Origin of the sequence: Rubrivirga halophila, from assembly GCF_046845755.1 — a bacterium.
GTDB lineage: Bacteria > Bacteroidota > Rhodothermia > Rhodothermales > Rubricoccaceae > Rubrivirga.
The window spans coordinates 1-18,715 of record NZ_CP177357.1 but is presented as its reverse complement, the minus strand read 5'-3'; the positions used below and the strand labels follow the sequence as shown (position 1 = coordinate 18,715).

The following is an 18,715-nucleotide window of genomic DNA, read 5'->3' as shown; positions in this document are numbered from 1 at the left end:
CATGACCGACCGCCCGACCGTCGCCATCGCCGGGGCCTCCGGGTTCGTCGGCACCGCCCTGCGCCAAGCGCTCGCGGACGACTACGCGCTCGTCGGGCTGACCCGGTCACCGGCGCGAGCGGCGCGGGGCGACGGCACGACCGAGTGGCGCCATTGCGACCTGTTCTCGCTCCCCGACGTGACGTCTGGGCTGGCCGGCGCCGACCTCGCGGTCTACCTCGTCCACTCGATGCTCCCCTCGTCGCGGCTGACGCAGGGGACGTTTGCGGATCTGGACCTGCTGCTGGCGGACAACTTTGCGCGCGCCGCCGCGGCGGCGGGCGTCCGACAGATTGTCTACCTGAGCGGCCTGCTCCCGGCCGACACCGACGACTTGTCGAGGCACCTGCGCAGCCGCTACGAGGTCGAGCGAACCTTGGGTGCCCATGGCGTCCCGGTGACGACGCTGCGGACCGGCCTCGTTGTCGGGCGCGGCGGGTCGTCGCTCCGGATCCTCGTCAACCTCGTTCGCCGGTTGCCCGCGATGGTGCTCCCGTCGTGGACTGAGTCGCGGACCCAGCCGATCGCCCTGCACGACGTGGTGCGCGCGGTGCGGCTCGTGCTCGGCTCGCCGGAGCAGTTCCAGGGCCCCTTCGACGTGGCTGGGCCCGACGTGATGTCGTACCGCGAGATGCTGACACAGACGGCCGAGGTGCTCGGCGTCGAGCGCTCGATGTCACGGATCGGCGTCATCACGCCCAAGTTGTCGACGCTGTGGATCAGCCTGGTCACCGGCTCGCCGCGCGCGCTCGCGGGCCCGCTCGTCGCCAGCCTGCGGCATGACATGGTGGCGTCCGACAACCGGCTCCAGCGGGCGATCGCGCCGCACGCCGTCCCGTTTCGCGACGCGCTCGCGGCGACGCTCGCCGAGGACGGCCGCGCGGGCACCGACCCACGCCAGTCGCACCGCCGCGCCGACGACGCCAGCATCAAGGCGAGCCGCCTGGTCCGGTCGGTGCAGCGGTTCGACCTGCCCGCCGGGCGCACCGCCGAGTGGGCCGGGGCCGAGTACTTCCGCTGGCTCGACGGCTTCGCCGGGCCCCTCATCCGCGTCCGGGTCGACGAGTCCGGCCCGGAGCCCGTCGCCCGGTTCTGGGTGCGCCCCCTCCCCCGCCCGGTTTTGGAATTGACGCACGCCCGCGACGTCCGCGCGCCCGATCTCGCGACGTTCGTCATCACCGGCGGTCTGCTGGCGGAGACCGACGGCCGGGGACGCGCGCGCCTCGAGTTCCGCGAGGTGCTCGACGGCGAGTCGCTGCTCGCCGCCATCCACGACTTCGCGCCGCGCCTGCCGTGGGCGCTGTACCGGCTGACGCAGGCGGTCGCCCACCTGTTCGTGATGGCCCGCTTCGGCGCCCACCTCGACCGGCTGGCGGCGCGGGGCGGCGAAGCGACGGATCGCGGGGCTTCAGACGTCCCGCCCCATCATTGAGTCATTCCCGCGCAGGCGGGAATCGAGGGAGGGATAGCAGACGGGTCCGAGGCGAGCAGGTGAGTCCCAAGATGCCGGGTGGCTCTGCCCTGGGCTCGATGAGCCTGCCTGACCCGTCATTGCGCGTCACTCTGGATTCCCGCCTTCGCGGGAATGACGGCTCTTGGGTGGGTTGAATGCGGCAGCGAGTCCATGACAGGCGCTACGCGCCCGACCCGTCGTCGTCGGGGATCCAGCCATTCGCGACGGCCTCCGCGTAGCCCTTGGCCCGGAGCACGGAGGCCGGGTTGTCCAGATTCCCGTAGCCCCACGCGTGCCGCGTCGTCCGGTCGCCGTGGTAGTCGGTGTGGCTGTGCTCGCGGACCGTCGCCAGCACGTTCTGGCCCGCGACCGTCCCGAGGTCGGCCGCCAGCTTCCACGTCTCGGCCTTCGTCAGCGACATCAGCGGGGTGTGGATCGTCACGTCGGCGTCGAGCGCCAGCGACAGCGTCCGGGCCTGGGACTGAATGAAGTCGAGGCGGCAGTCGGGGTAGCCGGAGTAATCGGCCTCGCACATCCCGCCGACCAGGTCGGTGATGCCGCGCGTAAAGCCCAGGCTGGCGGCGGCGGTCAGGAAGAGCGCGTTGCGGCCGGGGACGAAGCTGGCGGGGAGGTCCGGCGCGAGCGCGTGCGGATCGGACGTGTCGGCGGCCTCGTCGGCGAGCAGGGCCGAGCCGGAGAGCAGGCCCGACAGGTCGAGGACGGTCAGCGGCACGCCCGCCGCGTCGGCGATCGTGCGGGCCTGGGCGATCTCGACGGCGTGGCGCTGCCCGTAGCGGAAGGCCACGGCCTCGACGCGGTCGAAGGCGTCGTTCGCGAGCGCCCAGAACAGGCACGTCGTGGAGTCCTGGCCGCCGGAGAAGAGGACGAGGGCGGACACGGAGGAGTGAGGAGTGAGGAGTGAGGAGTGAGGAGTGAGGAGTGAGGAGTGAGCAAGATGCTTGCGGCCGGGCGGTCCCGCGAGGCTCCGGCTGAAATCCGCTCGTTCCTCGCCCCTCGTGCCTCGGTCCTCCCGAGCATTTCCCCATTCCCTCTTCTCCGGCGCGCACGGGGGGTCTGGCGGGGCCCGTTGCTATCCTGCCCCGTCCCCCCGCTTGCCCCATGGCCGACACGCCGCTCCCGGCCGACCGCCTCGACGACTTCCACCAGCGCGCGCTCGACCACACGCGGGCGTCGCTGGCGCACATGGCCAAGTTCGGGATCGAGCCCGAAGGCCGCGTCGCGCTCTTCCTGCCGCCCGACACGCGCCAGCAGGAGATCCACCGGATGCCCTACGAGCACGCCGCCCGCCAACTCGTGACGTACACGACCGAGCCCGGCGAGTTCACCGCGCTCTGCCCATTCTCGGGCCTGCCCGACTCCGGGACCGTCCGCATCGAGTACGTCCCCGGCTCGTGGCTCCTCGAACTCAAGAGCCTGAAGTACTACCTCATGAGCTGGCGCCACATCGGCGCGGCCCAGGAGGACATCACGGCGCTCCTGTTCGAGGACATCCTGCGCCACCTCGACGACCCGCACCGGCTCGTCGTCACCACCGACTACACCGTCCGCGGCGGCATCCACACCGTCTGCGCCATCGACAGCCGCGAGCAGCCCGAGGCTGCAGCGGGCGCCGACGGCTCGACTTGATGCGCTCTCTCCAGCGTGGCCATCTGCTGGCTAGTCCCTTGACCGACGTGACGTGCCCTACGTCGTCCCCTCTCCCGAGGGGAGAGGGACAGGGTGAGGGGGCATGGCGGACCCAGCCGCCGCCCGTCCACCACCCCTGTTCCCTCTTGGCTGCGCCGACGCTTCGCGTTGTCCAGGAGGGGGACTCCGTAGGCTACCCCTCGTCCCCCCGATGAAAAAGCTCCTCGCCCTCCTGGTCGTCCTCGGCGTCGTCGCCGCCGGCGCCGTCTACTGGCTCGCGTTCTCGTCGAACGTCGGCGGGGACGAGCCGCACAGCGTCCGCCTCCCCGCCGGCACCGGCTTCGAGGCCGCGCTCGACTCGCTCGAGGCCGCCGACGCCATTGGCAACCGCGCCTCGATGTCGCTCTTCGGCCGGCTCACCGGCTGGGACGACCAGGTCAAGACGGGCCACTACTACATCGCCCCGGGGATGAGCAACTGGGCCGTGCTCGACAAGATTCGCAAGGGCCTCCAGGACCCGATCCGCATCACGATCCCGCCGGGCTCGCGGCCCGAGCGGACCGCCCTCGTGCTCCGCAACCAGCTCGGCACGGACTCGTCGGAGGTCGCCCGCCTGTTGCGCGACCCCGCCTTTGCCGACTCGCTCGGGACGGACGTGGCGCACCTGCACGGCCAGATGCTGGCCGAGACGTTCGACATGTACTGGACCGACGACGCCGAGACGGCGCTCCGCCGCATCCACCAGCGCTATGAGCGGTTCTGGACCGACGCGCGCCGCGCCCAGGCCGCCGAGCTCGGGCTCACACCGGACGAGGTCGTGACGGTCGCCTCGCTCGTCGAGTGGGAGGCCCGCAAGCCCGAGGAGCGCCGCCGCATCGCCGGGCTCTACCTCAACCGCCTGCTCGGCCGCACGCCCGCCGGCACCATGCGCCTGCAGGCCGACCCCACGGTCCAGTTTGCGCTGATGGAGGAGGGCGGTGAGCCCCGCATGCGCCGCCTGCTCTTTAGCGACTACCGCTTCCCGAGCGCCTACAACACCTACCTCATCGACGGCCTGCCGCCGGGCCCGATCACGAACCCCTCCGACGGGACCATCGACGCGGTCCTGAACAACGAGGAGAACGACTATCTGTATTTCGTCGCCGACGGCTCGGGCGGCCACGACTTTAGCCGGACGCTCTCGGAGCACAACGCCAAGGCCGCCCGCTGGAGCCGGTGGCTCAGCGAGCAGGTCCGCATCCGCGACGCCCGCGAGGCCGCCGAGGCGAGCGGTCAGTAGGTCGGTGGGTCGGGGATCGATCTGGCGGCTCCTCCCACACGGGCGGAGGCCGAGCGCCTGGCGCCACCGCTTGAGTCGGGGGCGCTCCTGACCGACACACTGACCCACCGCCCTACCGAATGCGCCCGGCTCTCACGCTCGCTGCCGCCCAGCTCCGGGCCGACCTCCGCCACGCCCGCTCGGGCCGGCGCGGGGCGGGCCGGCTGGCGACGACGGCGATCGCGTACGGCTTCTCGGGCGTGGTGCTGGCGCTGTCCCTAGGGAACGCGCCGCCCGTGAACGCCCTGTTCGTGTCCGCCAGCTTCGGCATCGTGCTCGCGGCCTTCGGCGTCGTCGGGTCGTACGACGAGCTGATGGGCCGGCCGCGCGACAACGCGTGGCTGGCGACACTGCCCGCGACCGAGCGCTCGCACTACACCGCGCGGCTCCTGGGCGTGGGCGTCTACGTGGGGCTGATGGCCGTCGGCGTGGCCGTGCCCGTCGGCATCCGGGTGGCCATCGCGCACGGGCCCGGATCGGGGCTGCTGGTGGCCCTCGCGACAGCCGGCGCCACGGTGTGGACGGCGCTCCTCGCGCTGGCCCTGCTGTGGGGGCTGACGCTCGTCCTCCCCCGACGCGCGCTCCGCGTCACGCTGTCGCTCGGCCGGACGGCCCTCATCGCCGGGCTCGTGCTCGGCTTCCAACTGATCGGCTCGTCGCCGGACGCGCTCGGCGCCTCGTGGTGGCCGGGCGCCTGGATCGCCGACACCCTCGGCGGGCGCCCGACGGTCGGGCTGGCGCTGTTGGGGGCGTCGCTGTTCACGTTCGGGATCGCCTTCGGCGCCGTCTTCCCCCAGCACTATTTCCGCCTGCTGCGCAAGCTCGCCGATGGGGCCACCCGGGAGGGCCGCCAGTCGCGCCTCGGCCGGCAGATGACGGCGCCCGAGCGGCTCGCGGTCCGACGAGGCCCCTTGCGCGCCGCCTACGGCTTCGCCACGGCCGCCTTCGCCGACGACCGGCTCGTGCGGGGCCGGCTGTGGCCGGCGGCCCTGCTCCCGGCCGGGTTCGTCATCTTCGGGCTCGTCAGCGGCGGGCTCGGCAGCATCGCCGGCTACGCCCACGACGGGGCCCTCGCCGGCGCGCTGCTGACGCTGCAGAACCCGGAGACCCAGCTCCACCTCTCCATTCTGGTGGTCCTCATCTTCTGCGTCCAGACGCTCGTGCAGACGCTCCAGACGTCGGACCACGCCGACGCGTCGTGGGTCTTCGGGACGCTGCCCGACGCGCGGACGGCCGTCGTGCAGGTCGGCGCGCAGACGGCGCTGGCGTGGCGCGTGCTGTTCCCGCTCCACGTCGGCATCGCCGTGCTGCTGACGGTCGCCATGCCCGCCGCCGACGCCGTGCTGACGGCGGCGCTGTGGTTCGGGCTGGCGTCGCTGTTCTCGCGGCTGATGGCGCTGGCGCACCGCTCGCCGCCGTTCTCGCGGTCGAGCGACCGGTTCAACGCGGCCGCCCGGTTCGGCCCACTCGTGGCCTCGATCCCGCTCGGCATCGGGACGCTCGTGCTCCAGGTGTGGGCCTTCGCGTCGCTCCCGCGCGCGCTGGGCGTGGTCGCCGGCCTGCTCGCCGCGTCGGCGCTGCTGACGGAGGCGACGGTCCGGTGGCCGCAGCGGCGCCCTGCGCCGCCCACCCCGCTGGCGCCCTCGACGCCCGCGCCGGCCGTCGCGAAGGCGGCGTAGGGCGGGGCCCGCTCGCCAGCCGGCCGAGCCCCGTCCCCAAACGAACGCGGCCTCCGCCAGCGTAGGCGGAGGCCGCAAGACCTGCGGATCGGAGGTGTCCGCTACTCGTCGTTGCCGCCGCGGCGGCCGGACCGCGAGCGCGAGCCGGACTCGCTGCGCGAGCGGGCCGGGCGCGACTCTCGGCGCGGCGCCGGAGCGGGGCGGCTTTCACGACGGGGCGCTGGCGCCGGCCGGGACTCCCGACGAGGCGCCGGCGCCGGGCGCGATTCCCGGCGCGGGGCCGGCGCCGGGCGTGACTCCCGACGCGAGGCCGGAGCCGGACGGCTCTCGCGGCGCGGCGGAGGCGCGTTGTCGCGCTCGGTCCGACGGGTCGGCCGCTCTGTGCGCGGCGGGGGGGCATTGTCGCGCTCCGTCCGGCGGGTCGGGCGTTCGGTCCGGGTCGGCGCGGGCCGTTCGGTCCGCGTGGGCGCCGGGCGCTCGGTCCGGGTCGGGGCAGGACGCTCGGCTCGCGTAGGCACCGGGCGCTCGGTGCGCGACGGGACGGGCCGTTCGGTGCGCGACGGCGCGGACTCCGTCGTCGCGGGGCGCTGCGTGCGCGTCGGGGCCGCGACCGGCGAGGTCTGGCCCGTTCGCGTCGGCCGGGCGCCGGGCGACGTGGTGCCCGGGTTGCGGACCGGGCGGCCGTCGTCGGCGATCGCGGGGCGGCGGCCGGTCGAGCGCGTGATGCCGGTGTCCGTCGACGGGCGCGGCAGCTGTGCAGGCGCGAGCCCGCGACGGGCCGGCTGGCGCGACGGGTCCGGGCTCGACTGCGCGATCGGCGAGGTCCGCGTGCCGGGCAGGCCGCGGACGCGGCTGCGGCGGCCGTCGTCGTCGCCCCGACCGTTGTAGTAGCCGTCGCTGCGGGGGCGGCCGTAGTAGCCCGGGCCGTAGTAGCCCGAGCCGGAGTAGTAGCGGCCATCGTAGTAGCCGTCCGAGTACCCGTGGCTGTAGCCGTGGCCGTAGCCGCCCCACCCGTGGCCCCAGCCGACGGAGACGTAGAGCCCGCCGTAGTACGGGTCGTACCAGCCGTAGTAGGGGTCGTAGTACCCGTAGGCGTACGGGTCGTAGTAGCCGTGGTAGCCCGCGTAGTACGGCCGGTGCCACGAGCGGCGGTGGTGCCACGTCGGGTACCAGCCGAAGCGGACGTAGGGGCGGTACGTGGTGTACGGGCGGTAGTAGGTGTACGGCGACGGGTAGTAGGCCGGGTCCTGGTAGCGGTAGTAGCCCGCGTAGTAGCCACCGTAGTAGACGTGGTCGTCGGCGCCCTGGCCGTAGTCCCCGAGGTCGTCGGCCACGTCGTCGTAGTAGCTCACGTCCTCGGCGCCGTCGTAGTAGGTCGTCCCCTCCTCGCCGTAGTAGTAGCGGCCGACGGTCACGTCGTCAGGGTCCACGCTGCCGAGCGGGACGGCGCCCGACTCGATGTCGGCGGGGTCCGGGAGCGCGATGTCGGCGCTGTCGCCGTAGGGGTTGTCCGGGATCTGCATCGTCGCCGCGAGCCCGACGCGGGCCGGGCCGGCGGTGTCGGCCTGGGCGACGGGGGCCCGGGCGGGGACGGCCTCTTGCGCCCACCCATCGTCGGGGCGCGAGGACGAGCAGCCCACCAGGACGGCGAGCACCAGCAGGGCGAGCGGGCGGGAGTGTGTGAGCAGGCGCATGGCAGGGACGTCGGTGCGGAGGCCGCGCGAAGAGGGGCAGGGTCGGGCCGGCCGGATCGTGAGCCCGGCTATATTCGCCGGCCCGTAACAGGGAGCCGCGCGCGCGGGACGAGGAGTAACGTCCGGACCCGCGCACATGGTCCGTACACCTTTCGCCTTCAAGGTACGTCGGCGCCCGCCGCAGCCGTGCCCCGCCCCATGGCCGAGTCCATCACCCCCCGCGCCGACGACTACAACCAGTGGTACCAGGACGTCGTCCGGGCCGCCAAGCTGGCCGAGACCTCGCCCGTCCGCGGCTCGATGGTGCTCCCGCCGAATGGCTACGAGCTGTGGGAGAACATGCGGACTGGGCTCGACGGGATGTTCAAGGCGACCGGCCACCGCAACGCCTACTTCCCGCTCTTCATCCCCAAGAGCTTCCTGGCGAAAGAGGCCGAGCACGTCGAGGGCTTCGCCAAGGAGTGCGCGGTCGTCACGCACTACCGCCTCAAAGAAGTCGACGGCGACCTCGTCGTCGACCCCGACGCCGAGCTCGAGGAGCCGCTGATCGTGCGGCCCACGTCGGAGACCATCATCTGGGACACCTACAGTCGGTGGATCCAGAGCTGGCGCGACCTGCCCCTCAAGCTCAACCAGTGGGCAAACGTTGTCCGCTGGGAAATGCGGACGCGGCTCTTCCTACGCACCGCCGAGTTTTTGTGGCAGGAGGGCCACACGGCGCACGCGACCGAGGCCGAGGCCGTCGAGGAGACGACGACGATGCTCGACGTCTACGCCCGCTTTGCCGAGGAGTGGATGGCCATGCCCGTCCTCAAGGGCGTCAAGACGGCGTCCGAGCGGTTCCCCGGCGCCGTCGATACCTACTGCATCGAGGCGCTGATGCAGGACGGCAAGGCGCTCCAGGCGGGGACCTCGCACTTCCTGGGGCAGAACTTTGCCAAGGCGTTCGACTGCACGTTCCAGAACGAGGACAACGAGCAGGAGTACGTCTGGGCGACGTCGTGGGGCGTCTCGACGCGGCTCATCGGCGCGCTCATCATGACGCACGGCGACGACGACGGCGTGGTGATGCCGCCCCGGCTCGCGCCCGTTCAGGTCGCCATCGTCCCCATCACGCGCAAGAACAAGGACAACACGGCCGTGATGGACGCGGCGACCGGGATGCGCGACGCGCTCATGGCCGCCGGCATCCGCGTGGTCCTCGACGACCGCGACCAGTACCGGCCGGGCTGGAAGTTTGCCCAGTACGAGGTCGAGGGCGTGCCCGTCCGGCTGGCGATCGGCCCGCGCGACGCCGAGAACGGGACCGTCGAGGTCGCCCGGCGCGACGGCGGCGAGAAGGAGACCGTCGGCCGCGACGGCATCGTCGAGACGGTCCGCGCCGCGCTCGACGCCGTCCAGGCCGGGCTCTACGAGCGCGCGCTCGCGCACCGCACCGCCAACACGTTCGTCGCCGACGACTACGACGCCTTCAAAACGCAGGTCGAGACCGGCGGGTTTGTCCTCATGCACTGGGACGGGACGGCCGAAACGGAGGCCCGGATCAAGGACGAGACCAAGGCGACGATCCGCTGCGTCCCGTTCCCCGGCCAGTTCGACGGCGTCGACACCGAAGCGCCCGGGATCGACCCGGTCAGCGGGGCCCCGTCGGCCGGCCGCGTCGTCTTCGCGCGCTCGTACTAGCGGTGGTCGGCGGCGACACGGCGGTGGTCGAGACGACGCGCGACCGGGGCTACCGGCTCGCGAACGCCGTCTCGTACATCCTCAACCCGCTCGTCTTCCCGCCCATCGGGTTCGCCCTCATCGACGCCCACTTCGGCGCGGGGCCGGTCGAGATCCTGTGGACGCTGGGCGTGTCGCTCGTCTTCTTCTGCCTGGTCCCCCTGTTCTACGTGATCGGGATGATCCGCGCGGGCCGGGCCGAGAGCCTGGAGGTCCGCGACCGCTCGGCCCGCTTGGGTCCGCTCGTCGTTGGGATCGTGTCGTACGCGATCGGCGCCGTCCTGCTGGCGTGGACCGTTAAGGGCCCCGCGTTCCCGGTCATCGTGGCCTTCGCAGCGCTCTTCCCGCTCAACACGGCGCTGATCCTGCTGATCAACACGCGGTGGAAGATCTCGCTCCACATGTCGAGCCTGGCCGGCTTCGTGGGCGTGCTCCTGTTTACCGCCCTCACCGTCTGGCGCGAGTTCCCCGCCGACGTCGAGGCCGCGCTCACGCTCGCGACGGTCGGGCCCTTGCTGCTGCTGGTGCCGCTGTTGATGTGGGCGCGCGTCCGCGTCGGCGCGCACACGCGCGGGCAGGTGCTGGCGGGCGCCGCGTTCGGCCTGCTCGTGCCCCAGATCGAGCTGTGGTGGATCGTCTACCGCTGGCTCGACCTCGTGGGGTAGTGCCGCCCTCCTCGCGCAAGCTCGTCCGCTGGCGCGAATCCTCCTACGACGTCCCCTCTCCCCCTCGGGAGAGGGACAGGGTGAGGGTGTCGCCCGAACGCAAGCCAGTCCGCTGGCGCACGGCCACCTGCTGGCGCACGTCCATCCGTCGCGCCGTTGCCTGCAACAGCGTCGCCCGACCGCGAGCCCCCCGGCTGGCGCAAGTCGGGCCGCGGGCGCGAGCTGGGCACCGCGCCGGGGCGGCGGCGTACCGGCCGCCCCTCCCCCTCCCGCTCCGCATGTCTTCCCAGCCCCACCTCGGCGTCGTCGGCCTCGGCATCATGGGCCGCAACTTGGCTCTCAACGCGCTCGACGCCGGCGCCACCGTCGCCGGCACCGACCTCGGCGAGGACGCCGTCCGCGGCTTCGAAGAGGAGGCGTCCCGGCCCGTGGTCGCCACGACTGACCTCGACGCCTTCCTCGACGCGCTCCCCACGCCCCGCAACATCCTGGTGATGGTGCCCGCCGGCGCTCCCGTCGACTCGGTCTTGGACACGCTCGCGCCCAAGCTGTCCGAGGGCGACCTCGTGATTGACGGCGGCAACTCGCACTTTCCCGACACGCGCCGCCGCCACGACGCGATGGCCGAGAGGGGGCTCCACTTTTTCGGGATGGGCGTCTCCGGCGGCGAGGACGGCGCGCGCCACGGGCCGAGCATGATGCCGGGCGGCCCGCGCGAGGTCTACGACCGCGTCGCCCCGATCCTGGAGGGCATGGCCGCGAGCGTCGACGGCGAGCCGTGCGTGGCGCACCTCGGCGCCGGCGCCTCGGGCCACTACGTCAAGATGGTCCACAACGGCATCGAGTACGGGCTGATGCAGCTGCTCGCGGAGAGCTACGACCTGATGAAGCGCGGGGCCGGGCTCGGCAACGACCGGATGGGCGACCTCTACGCCGAGTGGAACACGGGCCCGCTCGCGTCCTACCTCGTCGAGATCACGGCCCACATCCTGCGCCAGCCCGAGGTCGTGGAGGTGACGCCAGACGAGACGCCGGGCGACGAGGCCCCGCCGGCGGGCGTCACCGGCCACTACCTCCTCGACTTTATCAAGGACACCGCCAAGCAAAAGGGGACGGGCAAGTGGACCTCGCAAGACGCCCTCGACTTGGGCGTCCCGACGCCCACCATCGACGCCGCCGTCACGGCCCGCTACGTCTCGGCCCTCAAGGACGAGCGCGTCGCCGCGTCGGAGCTGCTCGGCACGCCCGCAGGCCGGGCCGACGACCCCGACCACCTTGTTGCCTCGCTCGAACGCGCCTTGCGTGCGGCCTTCTTGGTCACCTACGCCCAGGGCTTCGCGCTCATGAAGCGGGCCAGCGACGCCTACGAGTACGGCCTCGACCTCGAGACCGTCGCCCGGGTCTGGCGCGGCGGCTGCATCATCCGCGCCGACATGCTCGAGACCTTCCGCGAGGCCTTCCGCGCCGACGACGACCTGCCCAACCTGCTCGTCGCCCCGGCCTTTACCGAGATCCTGAGCGACTGCCGGGTCGCCCTGCGCGACGCCGTCCGCCTGGGCGTCGGCGCGGGCATCCCGCTCCCCGCCTTCTCGGCCTCGCTGGCGTACCTCGACGCCTACCGCTCCGAGTGGCTCCCCGCCAACCTCGTCGCCGCCCAGCGCGACTACTTCGGCGCCCACACCTTCGCCCGCATCGACAAGGACGGCATGTTCCACTCGCAATGGGAGCCGGCAGGGCTGTGAGTGATGGGTGACGAGTGATGAGTAAAGAGCAGGGACCGTCCCGGGCGATCCGCTCATACCGAGACCTCGAGGTCTGGCAGGAGGGGATCGCACTCGTCCGGGAGGTCTATCGACTCACGACATCGTGGCCGTCGGGCGAGCGGTTCGGGCTGACCTCCCAGATCCGCCGCGCGTCGGTCTCCGTGCCTTCGAACATCGCGGAGGGCTGGGGGCGCCACAAACGGGGCGAATTCGACCAGTTCCTCCGCTACGCTCGGGGCTCCCTGTTCGAAGTCGAGACGCAGCTCATCATCGCAGAAGAGGTCGGACTCACGGATCCCGATGACCTCACCCCGGTCCTCCAACGAATCGACCGACTCAGCCGTCGGATCACTGCCCTCCGCCGCACCCTCTGACGGCCCCTCACCCTTCACCCATGACCCTTCACTCTGTACAGCTCGTCCTCTTCGGGGCCGCCGGCGACCTCGCCCACCGCAAGCTCATCCCGGCGCTCTACGACCTGCACCGGGAGGGCCACCTGCCCGCCGACGTCGACATCGTCGGCGTGGACCTCAAGGCCATGGAGCCCGCCGCGTTCGTCGAGTTCGCGTGCGACGCCGCCGACTCGCTCGGCCGCTTTTTCCCCAAGGACGTCGACGCCGACGATTGGGGCCGCTTTGCCGAGCGGCTGAGCTACGTCCAGGGCGACGCGACCGAGGCCGATACGTACGCCCGGATCTCTGCCCACCTCGACGCCGTCGCCGGCGACGGCGAGCGGCCCGACCGCGTGTTCTACCTGTCCGTCGCCCCGTTCCTGGTCGAGCCCATCGCGACGGGCCTGGCCGGCGCCGGCCTGCTCGCGGACCCCGACCGCGACCGGCTCGTCGTCGAAAAGCCGTTCGGGCACGACCTCGAGAGCGCCCAGGCGCTCGACCAGATCCTGTTGGACTCGGCGCAGGAAAAGCAGGTCTTCCGGATCGACCACTACCTCGGCAAGGAGACCGTCCAGAACCTGCTGGCGTTCCGGTTCGCGAACGCCCTGTTCGAGCCGATCTGGGACGCGCGCTACATCGACAACGTCCAGATCACGGTCGGCGAGACGGTCGGCGTGGAGCACCGGGCGGGCTACTACGAGCGGGCCGGCGCCGTCCGCGACATGGTCCAGAACCACCTGCTCCAACTGCTGTGTCTCGTCGCGATGGAGCCGCCCGTCGCGTTCGCCGCCGACGAGGTCCGCAACAAGAAGGTCGACGTGCTCCGGGCGCTCCGGCCGATCACGCCCGAGCGCGTCCACGAGGTCGCCGTCCGCGGGCAGTACGGGCCCGGCGTGCTCCTCGGCGAGCGTGTCGCCGGGTACCGCGAGGAGCCGAACGTGGCGAAGCGGTCGGCGACGGAGACCTACGCCGCGTTCAAGCTCGAGGTCGAGAACTGGCGGTGGACGGGCGTCCCGTTCTACCTCCGGACCGGCAAGCGGCTGCCGCGCCGCGTCTCCGAGATCTCGGTCCAGTTCCGACCCGTCCCCCATCGCGCCTTCCCCACCGGCGCCGACGAGGCGTTCCAGCCGAACCGCTTGGTGCTCCGCCTCCAGCCCGACGAGGGGATTGTGCTCCGTTTCCAGGCCAAGCGCCCCGGCCCGTCGATGCTCCTCCAGCCGGTCGCCATGCGGTTCGACTACGACGAGGCCTTCGACACGCCGCCCGAGGCCTATGAGACCTTGCTGCTCGACGCCATCCGCGGCGACGCGACGCTGTTCATGCGGGCCGATCAGGTTGAGGCCGCGTGGCGCGTGGTCGACCCCGTCCTGGAGGCGTGGGCCGCCTCGCCGCCCGCCGAGTTCCCCAACTACGCCTCGGGCACCTGGGGCCCCGCCGCCGCCGACCGGATGCTCGCGCGCGACGGCCGCGCCTGGGCCGAGCCCCTCCCCGCCGACCCGACGCCCGTCGGCACCGCGCCGGAGGCCATCGCCGACGCCGACGGGTGAGGCCGCAGGGGCGGGCCACCGCGTCTGCAGGATCGGCGACCTCGGCGCCGAAGCGGGTCGGACAGGAGGTGTTTCAGAGGTGGAGGGCACCAACATGTCCTATTATCGGCCGCCACTTTCCTGGACGGCCATGACCCGTGTGTATGCCCTCGCTCTCCTGCTAGGAGTCGTCGCCCCTCTGGCAGCCGCGCAGACCTCCCCGTACGTCCTTACGGAGACGACGGGGGCGGCGACCGCCGAGCGCGGCCCCGGGCCCGCCGGCCTGCCTCGCATCGAGCCCGCCGAGCAGATCCCGACGGTCAGCGGCACGTTCCCGAGCGGCTTCGACCTCGTCCGGTTCTATCCCGACGGCCCCCCGCTCCCGGCGGGCGACGTCAACGGGGACGGAGCGGACGACCTCGTGTACACCGCCTCCGACGTCGCCGACGCCCGGACGGCTGACCTCGCCGACCGGACGGGCCAGACGCTCGTGTACTTCGGGCCGGCCGAGACCACCGTGCCGGACCAGGTCCTCTTCAGGGCGCTCGTCCCCGCGGGCGACCTCGACGGCGACGGGTTCGCCGACGCGTACGCGTCCGTGGAGGGGGGCACGCTCATCTACCGGGGGAGCGCCGCCGGCTACGTCGAAGGCGACCGCTTGCTCGACGGGGGGCAACCCGTCGTGATCGAAGGGCTCGGGCGCCCCGGGCGGGCGAGCGCGGTCGGCGACGTCGACGGGGACGGCCGTCCGGACATCGTGGTGACGACCGACGCCGGGGCCGCCAGGACGCGCACGGCGTTCGAGGCCGTCGTCGTTTTCGGGGGCGGGCCCGTCGTCGACCTCCGGGTCGAGGAGGTCCTCCTTCGGGGCGAGTCGCCCCCGCTGGTCTTGCTGGTGGATACCAACGGCGATGGTCGGGACGAGATCGCGTTCGCCGAAGAGCAGCTCCCGTCCTTCCCGACCGGCGCGATGCTGCTGATCCGGATCGCCGAGTGGGACCCCTCGGCGACGGCGTTCGACGTCTCGTCGCTCGGCCCGGTGGAAAGCACGTTCCTGGTCAACGACGCCTTCGGCCTCGTCGACTTCGATGCCGACGGCGACCTCGACCTCTGGGTGGTGCCGTTTCTCGAGACCCGTCCCGTGGTCTTCCGCAACGATGCGGGCTCGCTCGACCCGGACCCGTTCGACCTCGACGCCTATCCGGCCTTCGCCGACCTCGACGACGACGGCGCACCCGACTTCGTACGGTCCCTCGACGCATCACCTCCCCGCCTGTCGGTCTGCTACGGGCCGTCCGCGTTCGACGAGCCCGCCCGGTCGGTGTTCGCCTCGACCTGCATGAACGGGACGGCGGCCGGCGTCCCCGAGTCGGTCCGCTTCGATCCCGTCGTGCCCGGCGTCGGGCGGGCGTTCGGGGACCTCGACGGCGACGGCCAGACCGACCTTCTGCTGACCCCCGGCGTGATTCCAGAGACGGGGGTTCAGACGCAGTTCGGGCGCGTCCGCGTGAGCAGTCCGGGCCGGGCCCCGGCCGCCGTCGCCACGCTGTACGACGGCGCGGCGTTTCCGGCGTCGTCCGTCCGGCGGGTCGCCGGGCTCGGGGACGTCAGCGGAGACGGCATCGACGACCTGGCGATCGTCCACGCCGAGACGCGGTACGGGGCCGACGCGCGGATCGAGGTGTTTTTCGGCGGGTCCGACCTCTCCAACGGGCCGGACCTCATTCTGCGGAGCACGCCGATCTCGCGTACCGCTGGCGCCCCGGCCGCCGCAAACGTGGTGGGGGTCGACTTCGACGGGGACGGGGTCCGGGACATCGCAGCGGTTTATCCCGCCATCGAGGACGCCGGTGGCGACGGGGTCTCGTCGGGTGGCGCCCTGATCTGGATGGGCGGCGCGGACGCCGACGACGTAGCGGAGTGGGTGCTCGACTGCGCCGTGCGCTGCCGGTTCAACGTGTCGCCCGTGGGCCTGCTCGGCGTCGGGGCTGGCGACCTCGATGGCGACGGGATCGGGGACGCCGTGGTCGGCGGGCAGACGGCGTTCGTCCTCCTCGGAGGCCCGCGCCCCGCACAGCCGGAGAGCCGGTTCCCCGACGAACGGGTGGTCCGGCGGTTCAGGGACGGCATGGAGATCCTCGTCCCGTCCAGCTACCGTGTCGACGGTCTCGGCGACGTCGACGTCGACGGGTTCGACGACGTGCTCCTCTGCGTGGTGTCGTCGGTCGGGTGCGAGATCGCACGAGGCGGCCCCGACGGGCTCGCCCCGCAAGCGCTCCCCCTCGAGGTGCCGGGAGGGCTCGTCGGCATCTCCGCGACGGGCGGGGACTTCGACGGAGACGGAGACGCCGACGCGGCGCTGAGTACTTACGTGAGCCCGTCCGCCGGCAACTCGCTCGACGTCCTCTACGGCGGGCCGGGCGTTGATGGCCGGCCGGATGCCTCCACGGACGTGCTCACGTCGCTGTACGGCCCGAGTCCGTTCGTCGGGGAGGTGACCGCCCTCCCCGACCTCGACAGGGACGGCGCGGATGACCTCCTGCTCGCGGCCAATTACTCGCCGGTCAACACCGGCGCCTACCTCCTCTCCGGCCGGACGTTCGATCTCCTCGCCTCGCTCGTTCCGCCAAACCCCACCGTCGGACTCGGGGCCGACAACAACGACGTCCAGAAGAGCACGCACTCGGCCGTCGGCGACTTCGACGGCGACGGCGTGACCGACGTGGTCTTGCTGCAGAGCGACGACACGAACGACGCCCCAGAGGCCAGCCGGGCGTACCGCTACCGGCTCGACTCCGCGGTTCTCGTCGCGACCGACGCGGCGCCCGGCGCGCTCGCCGTTTCGGTGGGCCCCAACCCGACGCGCTCGACCGTGCGTCTCCGGGTGGAGGGCGCCCGGCCCGACCGGGTCGAGGTCGGCCTGTTCGACGTGCTGGGCCGTCGCGTGGCGACCTCAGAGGGACGCACCGATGTCGACCTCAACGTCTCCGGCCTCGCGCCGGGCCTCTACGTCCTCCGCGTCCGGACGGATCAAGGGGCCGTGACGCGGACGGTCGTCGTAAGTCGGTAGCGCGGCGGGGGCGTCGTTGGGGGCGTCCCCGTCGCTTCGGTCCCTGCTGGCGTTGCCCCGGTGCGGAGGTGGCCGGGCCGACCTACCGCTGGTGGATCTCGAGCCGCTTCTGGACATTGCCGACCATCTCGCGGAAGCTCGGGTCGGTGTCGCGCTGGTTCTCGACGGAGCGGACGGCGTGGATCACCGTCGAGTGGTCGCGCCCGCCAAAGTGGAGCCCGATCGTCTTGAGGCTGTGGTTCGTGATCTCCTTGGAGAAGAACATCGACACCTGCCGCGCCTGCACGACCTCCCGCTTGCGCGTCCGCGCGCGGACCAGGTCCTCGGGGATGCCGAGGTAGTCGCAGACGACCGACTGGATGGCCTCGATGGTGAGGACCGGGCGGGACTCCTTGATGAGGTCCTTCAGCACGTCGCGCGCCAAGTCCTGGTCGATCTCGCGCGAGGTCAGCGCCGCGTGCGCCTGCAAGCGGATTAGGGCGCCCTCCAGCTCGCGGATGTTGCGCTTGACGTGCGTGGCGATGTACTCGATGACCTGGGGCTTGACGCGCGTGCCGTCGTCCTTGGCGCGGCGGTTCAGGATCGCGACGCGCGTCTCGTAGTCCGGCGGCTGGACGTCCGCCGCGAGCCCCCACTGGAAGCGCGAGAGGAGGCGCTCCTCGATGCCGACGATGTCCTTGGGCGGACGGTCGGCCGAGAGCACGAGCTGCTTGCCCTGCTGGTGGAGCTCGTTGAAGATGTGGAAGAACTCCTCCTGCGTCTTCTCCTTGCCGCCGAAAAACTGGACGTCGTCGATGATCAGGATGTCGACGCCGCGGTAGAAGTTCGAGAACTCGGCGATCCGGTTCGACTGGATCGACTGGACGAACTCCTGGGTGAACATCTCGGACGAGACGTAGCGGACCGTCTTGGCGTGGTTGTTCGCCAGCGCGTAGTTGCCGATCGCCTGGATGAGGTGCGTCTTGCCGAGCCCGACGCCGCCGTAGATCAGGAACGGGTTGAAGCTGGTGCCGCCGGGGTCCTGGGCGATGCTCCACGAGGCCGCCCGCGCGAGCCGGTTGCAGTCGCCCTCGATAAACCGCTCGAAGGTGTACGACTCGTTGAGGTGCGGGTCGACCTCGATGGGCTTGACGCCGGGGAGCGCGAACGGGTGCGCCGAGGGCGGCTGGCGGGGCTGGCGGCGGTCGGGCTGGAACCCGCGCGTGGGGTCGTGGGCGCGGCCGGCGCCCGAGGGCACATCGGCCGAGGGGCGCGGCGGGGTGACGCCGTCGGGGAGCTCGGCGCGGGGCGCCCGCTCGGCCGGGGGCACGTTCGAGGGCTGGCGCGCCGGGAGCTCCATCGAGGACCCGCGCCGGCCGCCGGCGGCCGGCTCGTCGCGCTCGATGACGATGTCGTAGTAGAGCCGCCCGCCCGGGCCCAGCACCTTGGTGATCGTCTTGCGCAGGAGCGCGAAGTAGTGCTCCTCCAGCCACTCGTAGTAGAACCGGCTCGGGAGCTGGACGGTCAGCTTGAGGGCCCCGTCCTCCTCCTCCAACCCGACCGCCCGGAGCGGCTCGAACCACGTCCGGAAGCTCTGGCGGCTGATGTTGTCCCGGATGATCCCGAGGCACTCGTCCCAGACGTCGTCGCGCGAGCGGTCCATGGGCGGGTCGTCGGTGGGAAACAAGTGGGCGAGGGGGACCCGGAATATCGGACACGACGGCGACTCCGGGTAGGGGTGGCGCGCCGATCGCTCCGAGTTGTCCAC

13 protein-coding genes are annotated in these 18,715 nt (G+C 72.1%); 10 read left to right on the top strand and 3 right to left on the bottom strand.

Annotation, left to right across the window (positions count from 1 at the left end; genetic code table 11):
* Position 1 precedes the first annotated feature (1 nt).
* The gene (locus tag ACLIRP_RS00065; protein ID WP_412061908.1) at positions 2 to 1,471 is read left to right on the top strand and encodes an NAD(P)H-binding protein; all 1,470 of its coding nucleotides are present in this window, start codon (positions 2 to 4) and stop codon (positions 1,469 to 1,471) included.
* 202 nt (positions 1,472 to 1,673) lie between these two features.
* On the opposite strand, the gene queC is transcribed toward ACLIRP_RS00065, so the two are convergent.
* Positions 1,674 to 2,390, bottom strand: coding sequence for a 7-cyano-7-deazaguanine synthase QueC (gene queC, locus ACLIRP_RS00060; RefSeq protein WP_412061907.1), 717 nt, complete (start codon positions 2,388 to 2,390; stop codon positions 1,674 to 1,676).
* Positions 2,391 to 2,611: 221 nt separating this feature from the next.
* On the opposite strand from queC, the gene queF reads away from it, so the two are divergent.
* From queF to ACLIRP_RS00045, 3 genes are all read left to right on the top strand, one after another.
* A complete protein-coding gene (queF, locus tag ACLIRP_RS00055; RefSeq protein ID WP_412061906.1) occupies positions 2,612 to 3,139 on the top strand; it encodes a preQ(1) synthase in 528 nt (175 codons plus the stop codon).
* A 211-nt stretch (positions 3,140 to 3,350) separates the two neighbouring features.
* Positions 3,351 to 4,418, top strand: a complete 1,068-nt coding sequence (gene mltG / locus ACLIRP_RS00050; RefSeq protein ID WP_412061905.1) for an endolytic transglycosylase MltG — start codon at positions 3,351 to 3,353, stop codon at positions 4,416 to 4,418.
* Between the two features lie 119 nt (positions 4,419 to 4,537).
* Positions 4,538 to 6,136 (top strand): hypothetical protein, encoded by a 1,599-nt coding sequence (locus tag ACLIRP_RS00045; RefSeq protein WP_412061904.1) that lies wholly within the window; start codon positions 4,538 to 4,540, stop codon positions 6,134 to 6,136.
* Between the two features lie 101 nt (positions 6,137 to 6,237).
* Here ACLIRP_RS00045 and ACLIRP_RS00040 read toward each other — a convergent pair whose 3' ends face one another.
* A complete protein-coding gene (locus ACLIRP_RS00040) occupies positions 6,238 to 7,830 on the bottom strand; it encodes a hypothetical protein (protein WP_412061903.1) in 1,593 nt (530 codons plus the stop codon).
* 198 nt (positions 7,831 to 8,028) lie between these two features.
* On the opposite strand from ACLIRP_RS00040, the gene proS reads away from it, so the two are divergent.
* The 6 genes from proS to ACLIRP_RS00010 all read left to right on the top strand — a co-directional run bounded on the left by proS (position 8,029) and on the right by ACLIRP_RS00010 (position 16,968).
* A complete protein-coding gene (gene proS / locus ACLIRP_RS00035) occupies positions 8,029 to 9,513 on the top strand; it encodes a proline--tRNA ligase (protein WP_412061902.1) in 1,485 nt (494 codons plus the stop codon).
* 2 nt (positions 9,514 to 9,515) lie between these two features.
* Entirely contained in the window at positions 9,516 to 10,217 is a 702-nt protein-coding gene (locus ACLIRP_RS00030) for a hypothetical protein (RefSeq protein WP_412061901.1), read from the top strand.
* Positions 10,218 to 10,495: 278 nt separating this feature from the next.
* Positions 10,496 to 11,959: an NADP-dependent phosphogluconate dehydrogenase gene (gene gndA, locus ACLIRP_RS00025; RefSeq protein ID WP_412061900.1), complete on the top strand. Its 1,464-nt coding sequence runs from the start codon at positions 10,496 to 10,498 to the stop codon at positions 11,957 to 11,959.
* Between the two features lie 17 nt (positions 11,960 to 11,976).
* On the top strand, positions 11,977 to 12,354 hold the full coding sequence (locus tag ACLIRP_RS00020) for a four helix bundle protein (RefSeq protein WP_412061899.1): 378 nt from the start codon (positions 11,977 to 11,979) through the stop codon (positions 12,352 to 12,354).
* Positions 12,355 to 12,374: 20 nt separating this feature from the next.
* Entirely contained in the window at positions 12,375 to 13,919 is a 1,545-nt protein-coding gene (gene zwf, locus ACLIRP_RS00015; protein ID WP_412061898.1) for a glucose-6-phosphate dehydrogenase, read from the top strand.
* 130 nt (positions 13,920 to 14,049) lie between these two features.
* Positions 14,050 to 16,968 carry a T9SS type A sorting domain-containing protein gene (locus tag ACLIRP_RS00010; RefSeq protein WP_412061897.1) on the top strand — a complete coding sequence of 973 codons (2,919 nt, stop codon included), beginning with the start codon at positions 14,050 to 14,052 and terminating at the stop codon, positions 16,966 to 16,968.
* A gap of 82 nt (positions 16,969 to 17,050) precedes the next feature.
* Here the strand turns inward: ACLIRP_RS00010 and dnaA are convergent, their stop codons facing one another.
* Complete coding sequence (gene dnaA, locus ACLIRP_RS00005; RefSeq protein ID WP_412061896.1) at positions 17,051 to 18,634, bottom strand: chromosomal replication initiator protein DnaA; 1,584 nt, start codon at positions 18,632 to 18,634, stop codon at positions 17,051 to 17,053.
* Between the last annotated feature and the right edge of the window lie 81 nt (positions 18,635 to 18,715).

Coding starts and splice junctions, on each gene's coding strand:
- ACLIRP_RS00065 (WP_412061908.1), top strand. CDS start 2: ATGACCGACCGCCCGACCGTCGCCATCGCCGGGGCCTCCGGGTTCGTC.
- queF (WP_412061906.1), top strand. CDS start 2,612: ATGGCCGACACGCCGCTCCCGGCCGACCGCCTCGACGACTTCCACCAG.
- mltG (WP_412061905.1), top strand. CDS start 3,351: ATGAAAAAGCTCCTCGCCCTCCTGGTCGTCCTCGGCGTCGTCGCCGCC.
- ACLIRP_RS00045 (WP_412061904.1), top strand. CDS start 4,538: ATGCGCCCGGCTCTCACGCTCGCTGCCGCCCAGCTCCGGGCCGACCTC.
- ACLIRP_RS00040 (WP_412061903.1), bottom strand. CDS start 7,830: ATGCGCCTGCTCACACACTCCCGCCCGCTCGCCCTGCTGGTGCTCGCC.
- proS (WP_412061902.1), top strand. CDS start 8,029: ATGGCCGAGTCCATCACCCCCCGCGCCGACGACTACAACCAGTGGTAC.
- gndA (WP_412061900.1), top strand. CDS start 10,496: ATGTCTTCCCAGCCCCACCTCGGCGTCGTCGGCCTCGGCATCATGGGC.
- ACLIRP_RS00020 (WP_412061899.1), top strand. CDS start 11,977: ATGAGTAAAGAGCAGGGACCGTCCCGGGCGATCCGCTCATACCGAGAC.
- zwf (WP_412061898.1), top strand. CDS start 12,375: ATGACCCTTCACTCTGTACAGCTCGTCCTCTTCGGGGCCGCCGGCGAC.
- ACLIRP_RS00010 (WP_412061897.1), top strand. CDS start 14,050: ATGACCCGTGTGTATGCCCTCGCTCTCCTGCTAGGAGTCGTCGCCCCT.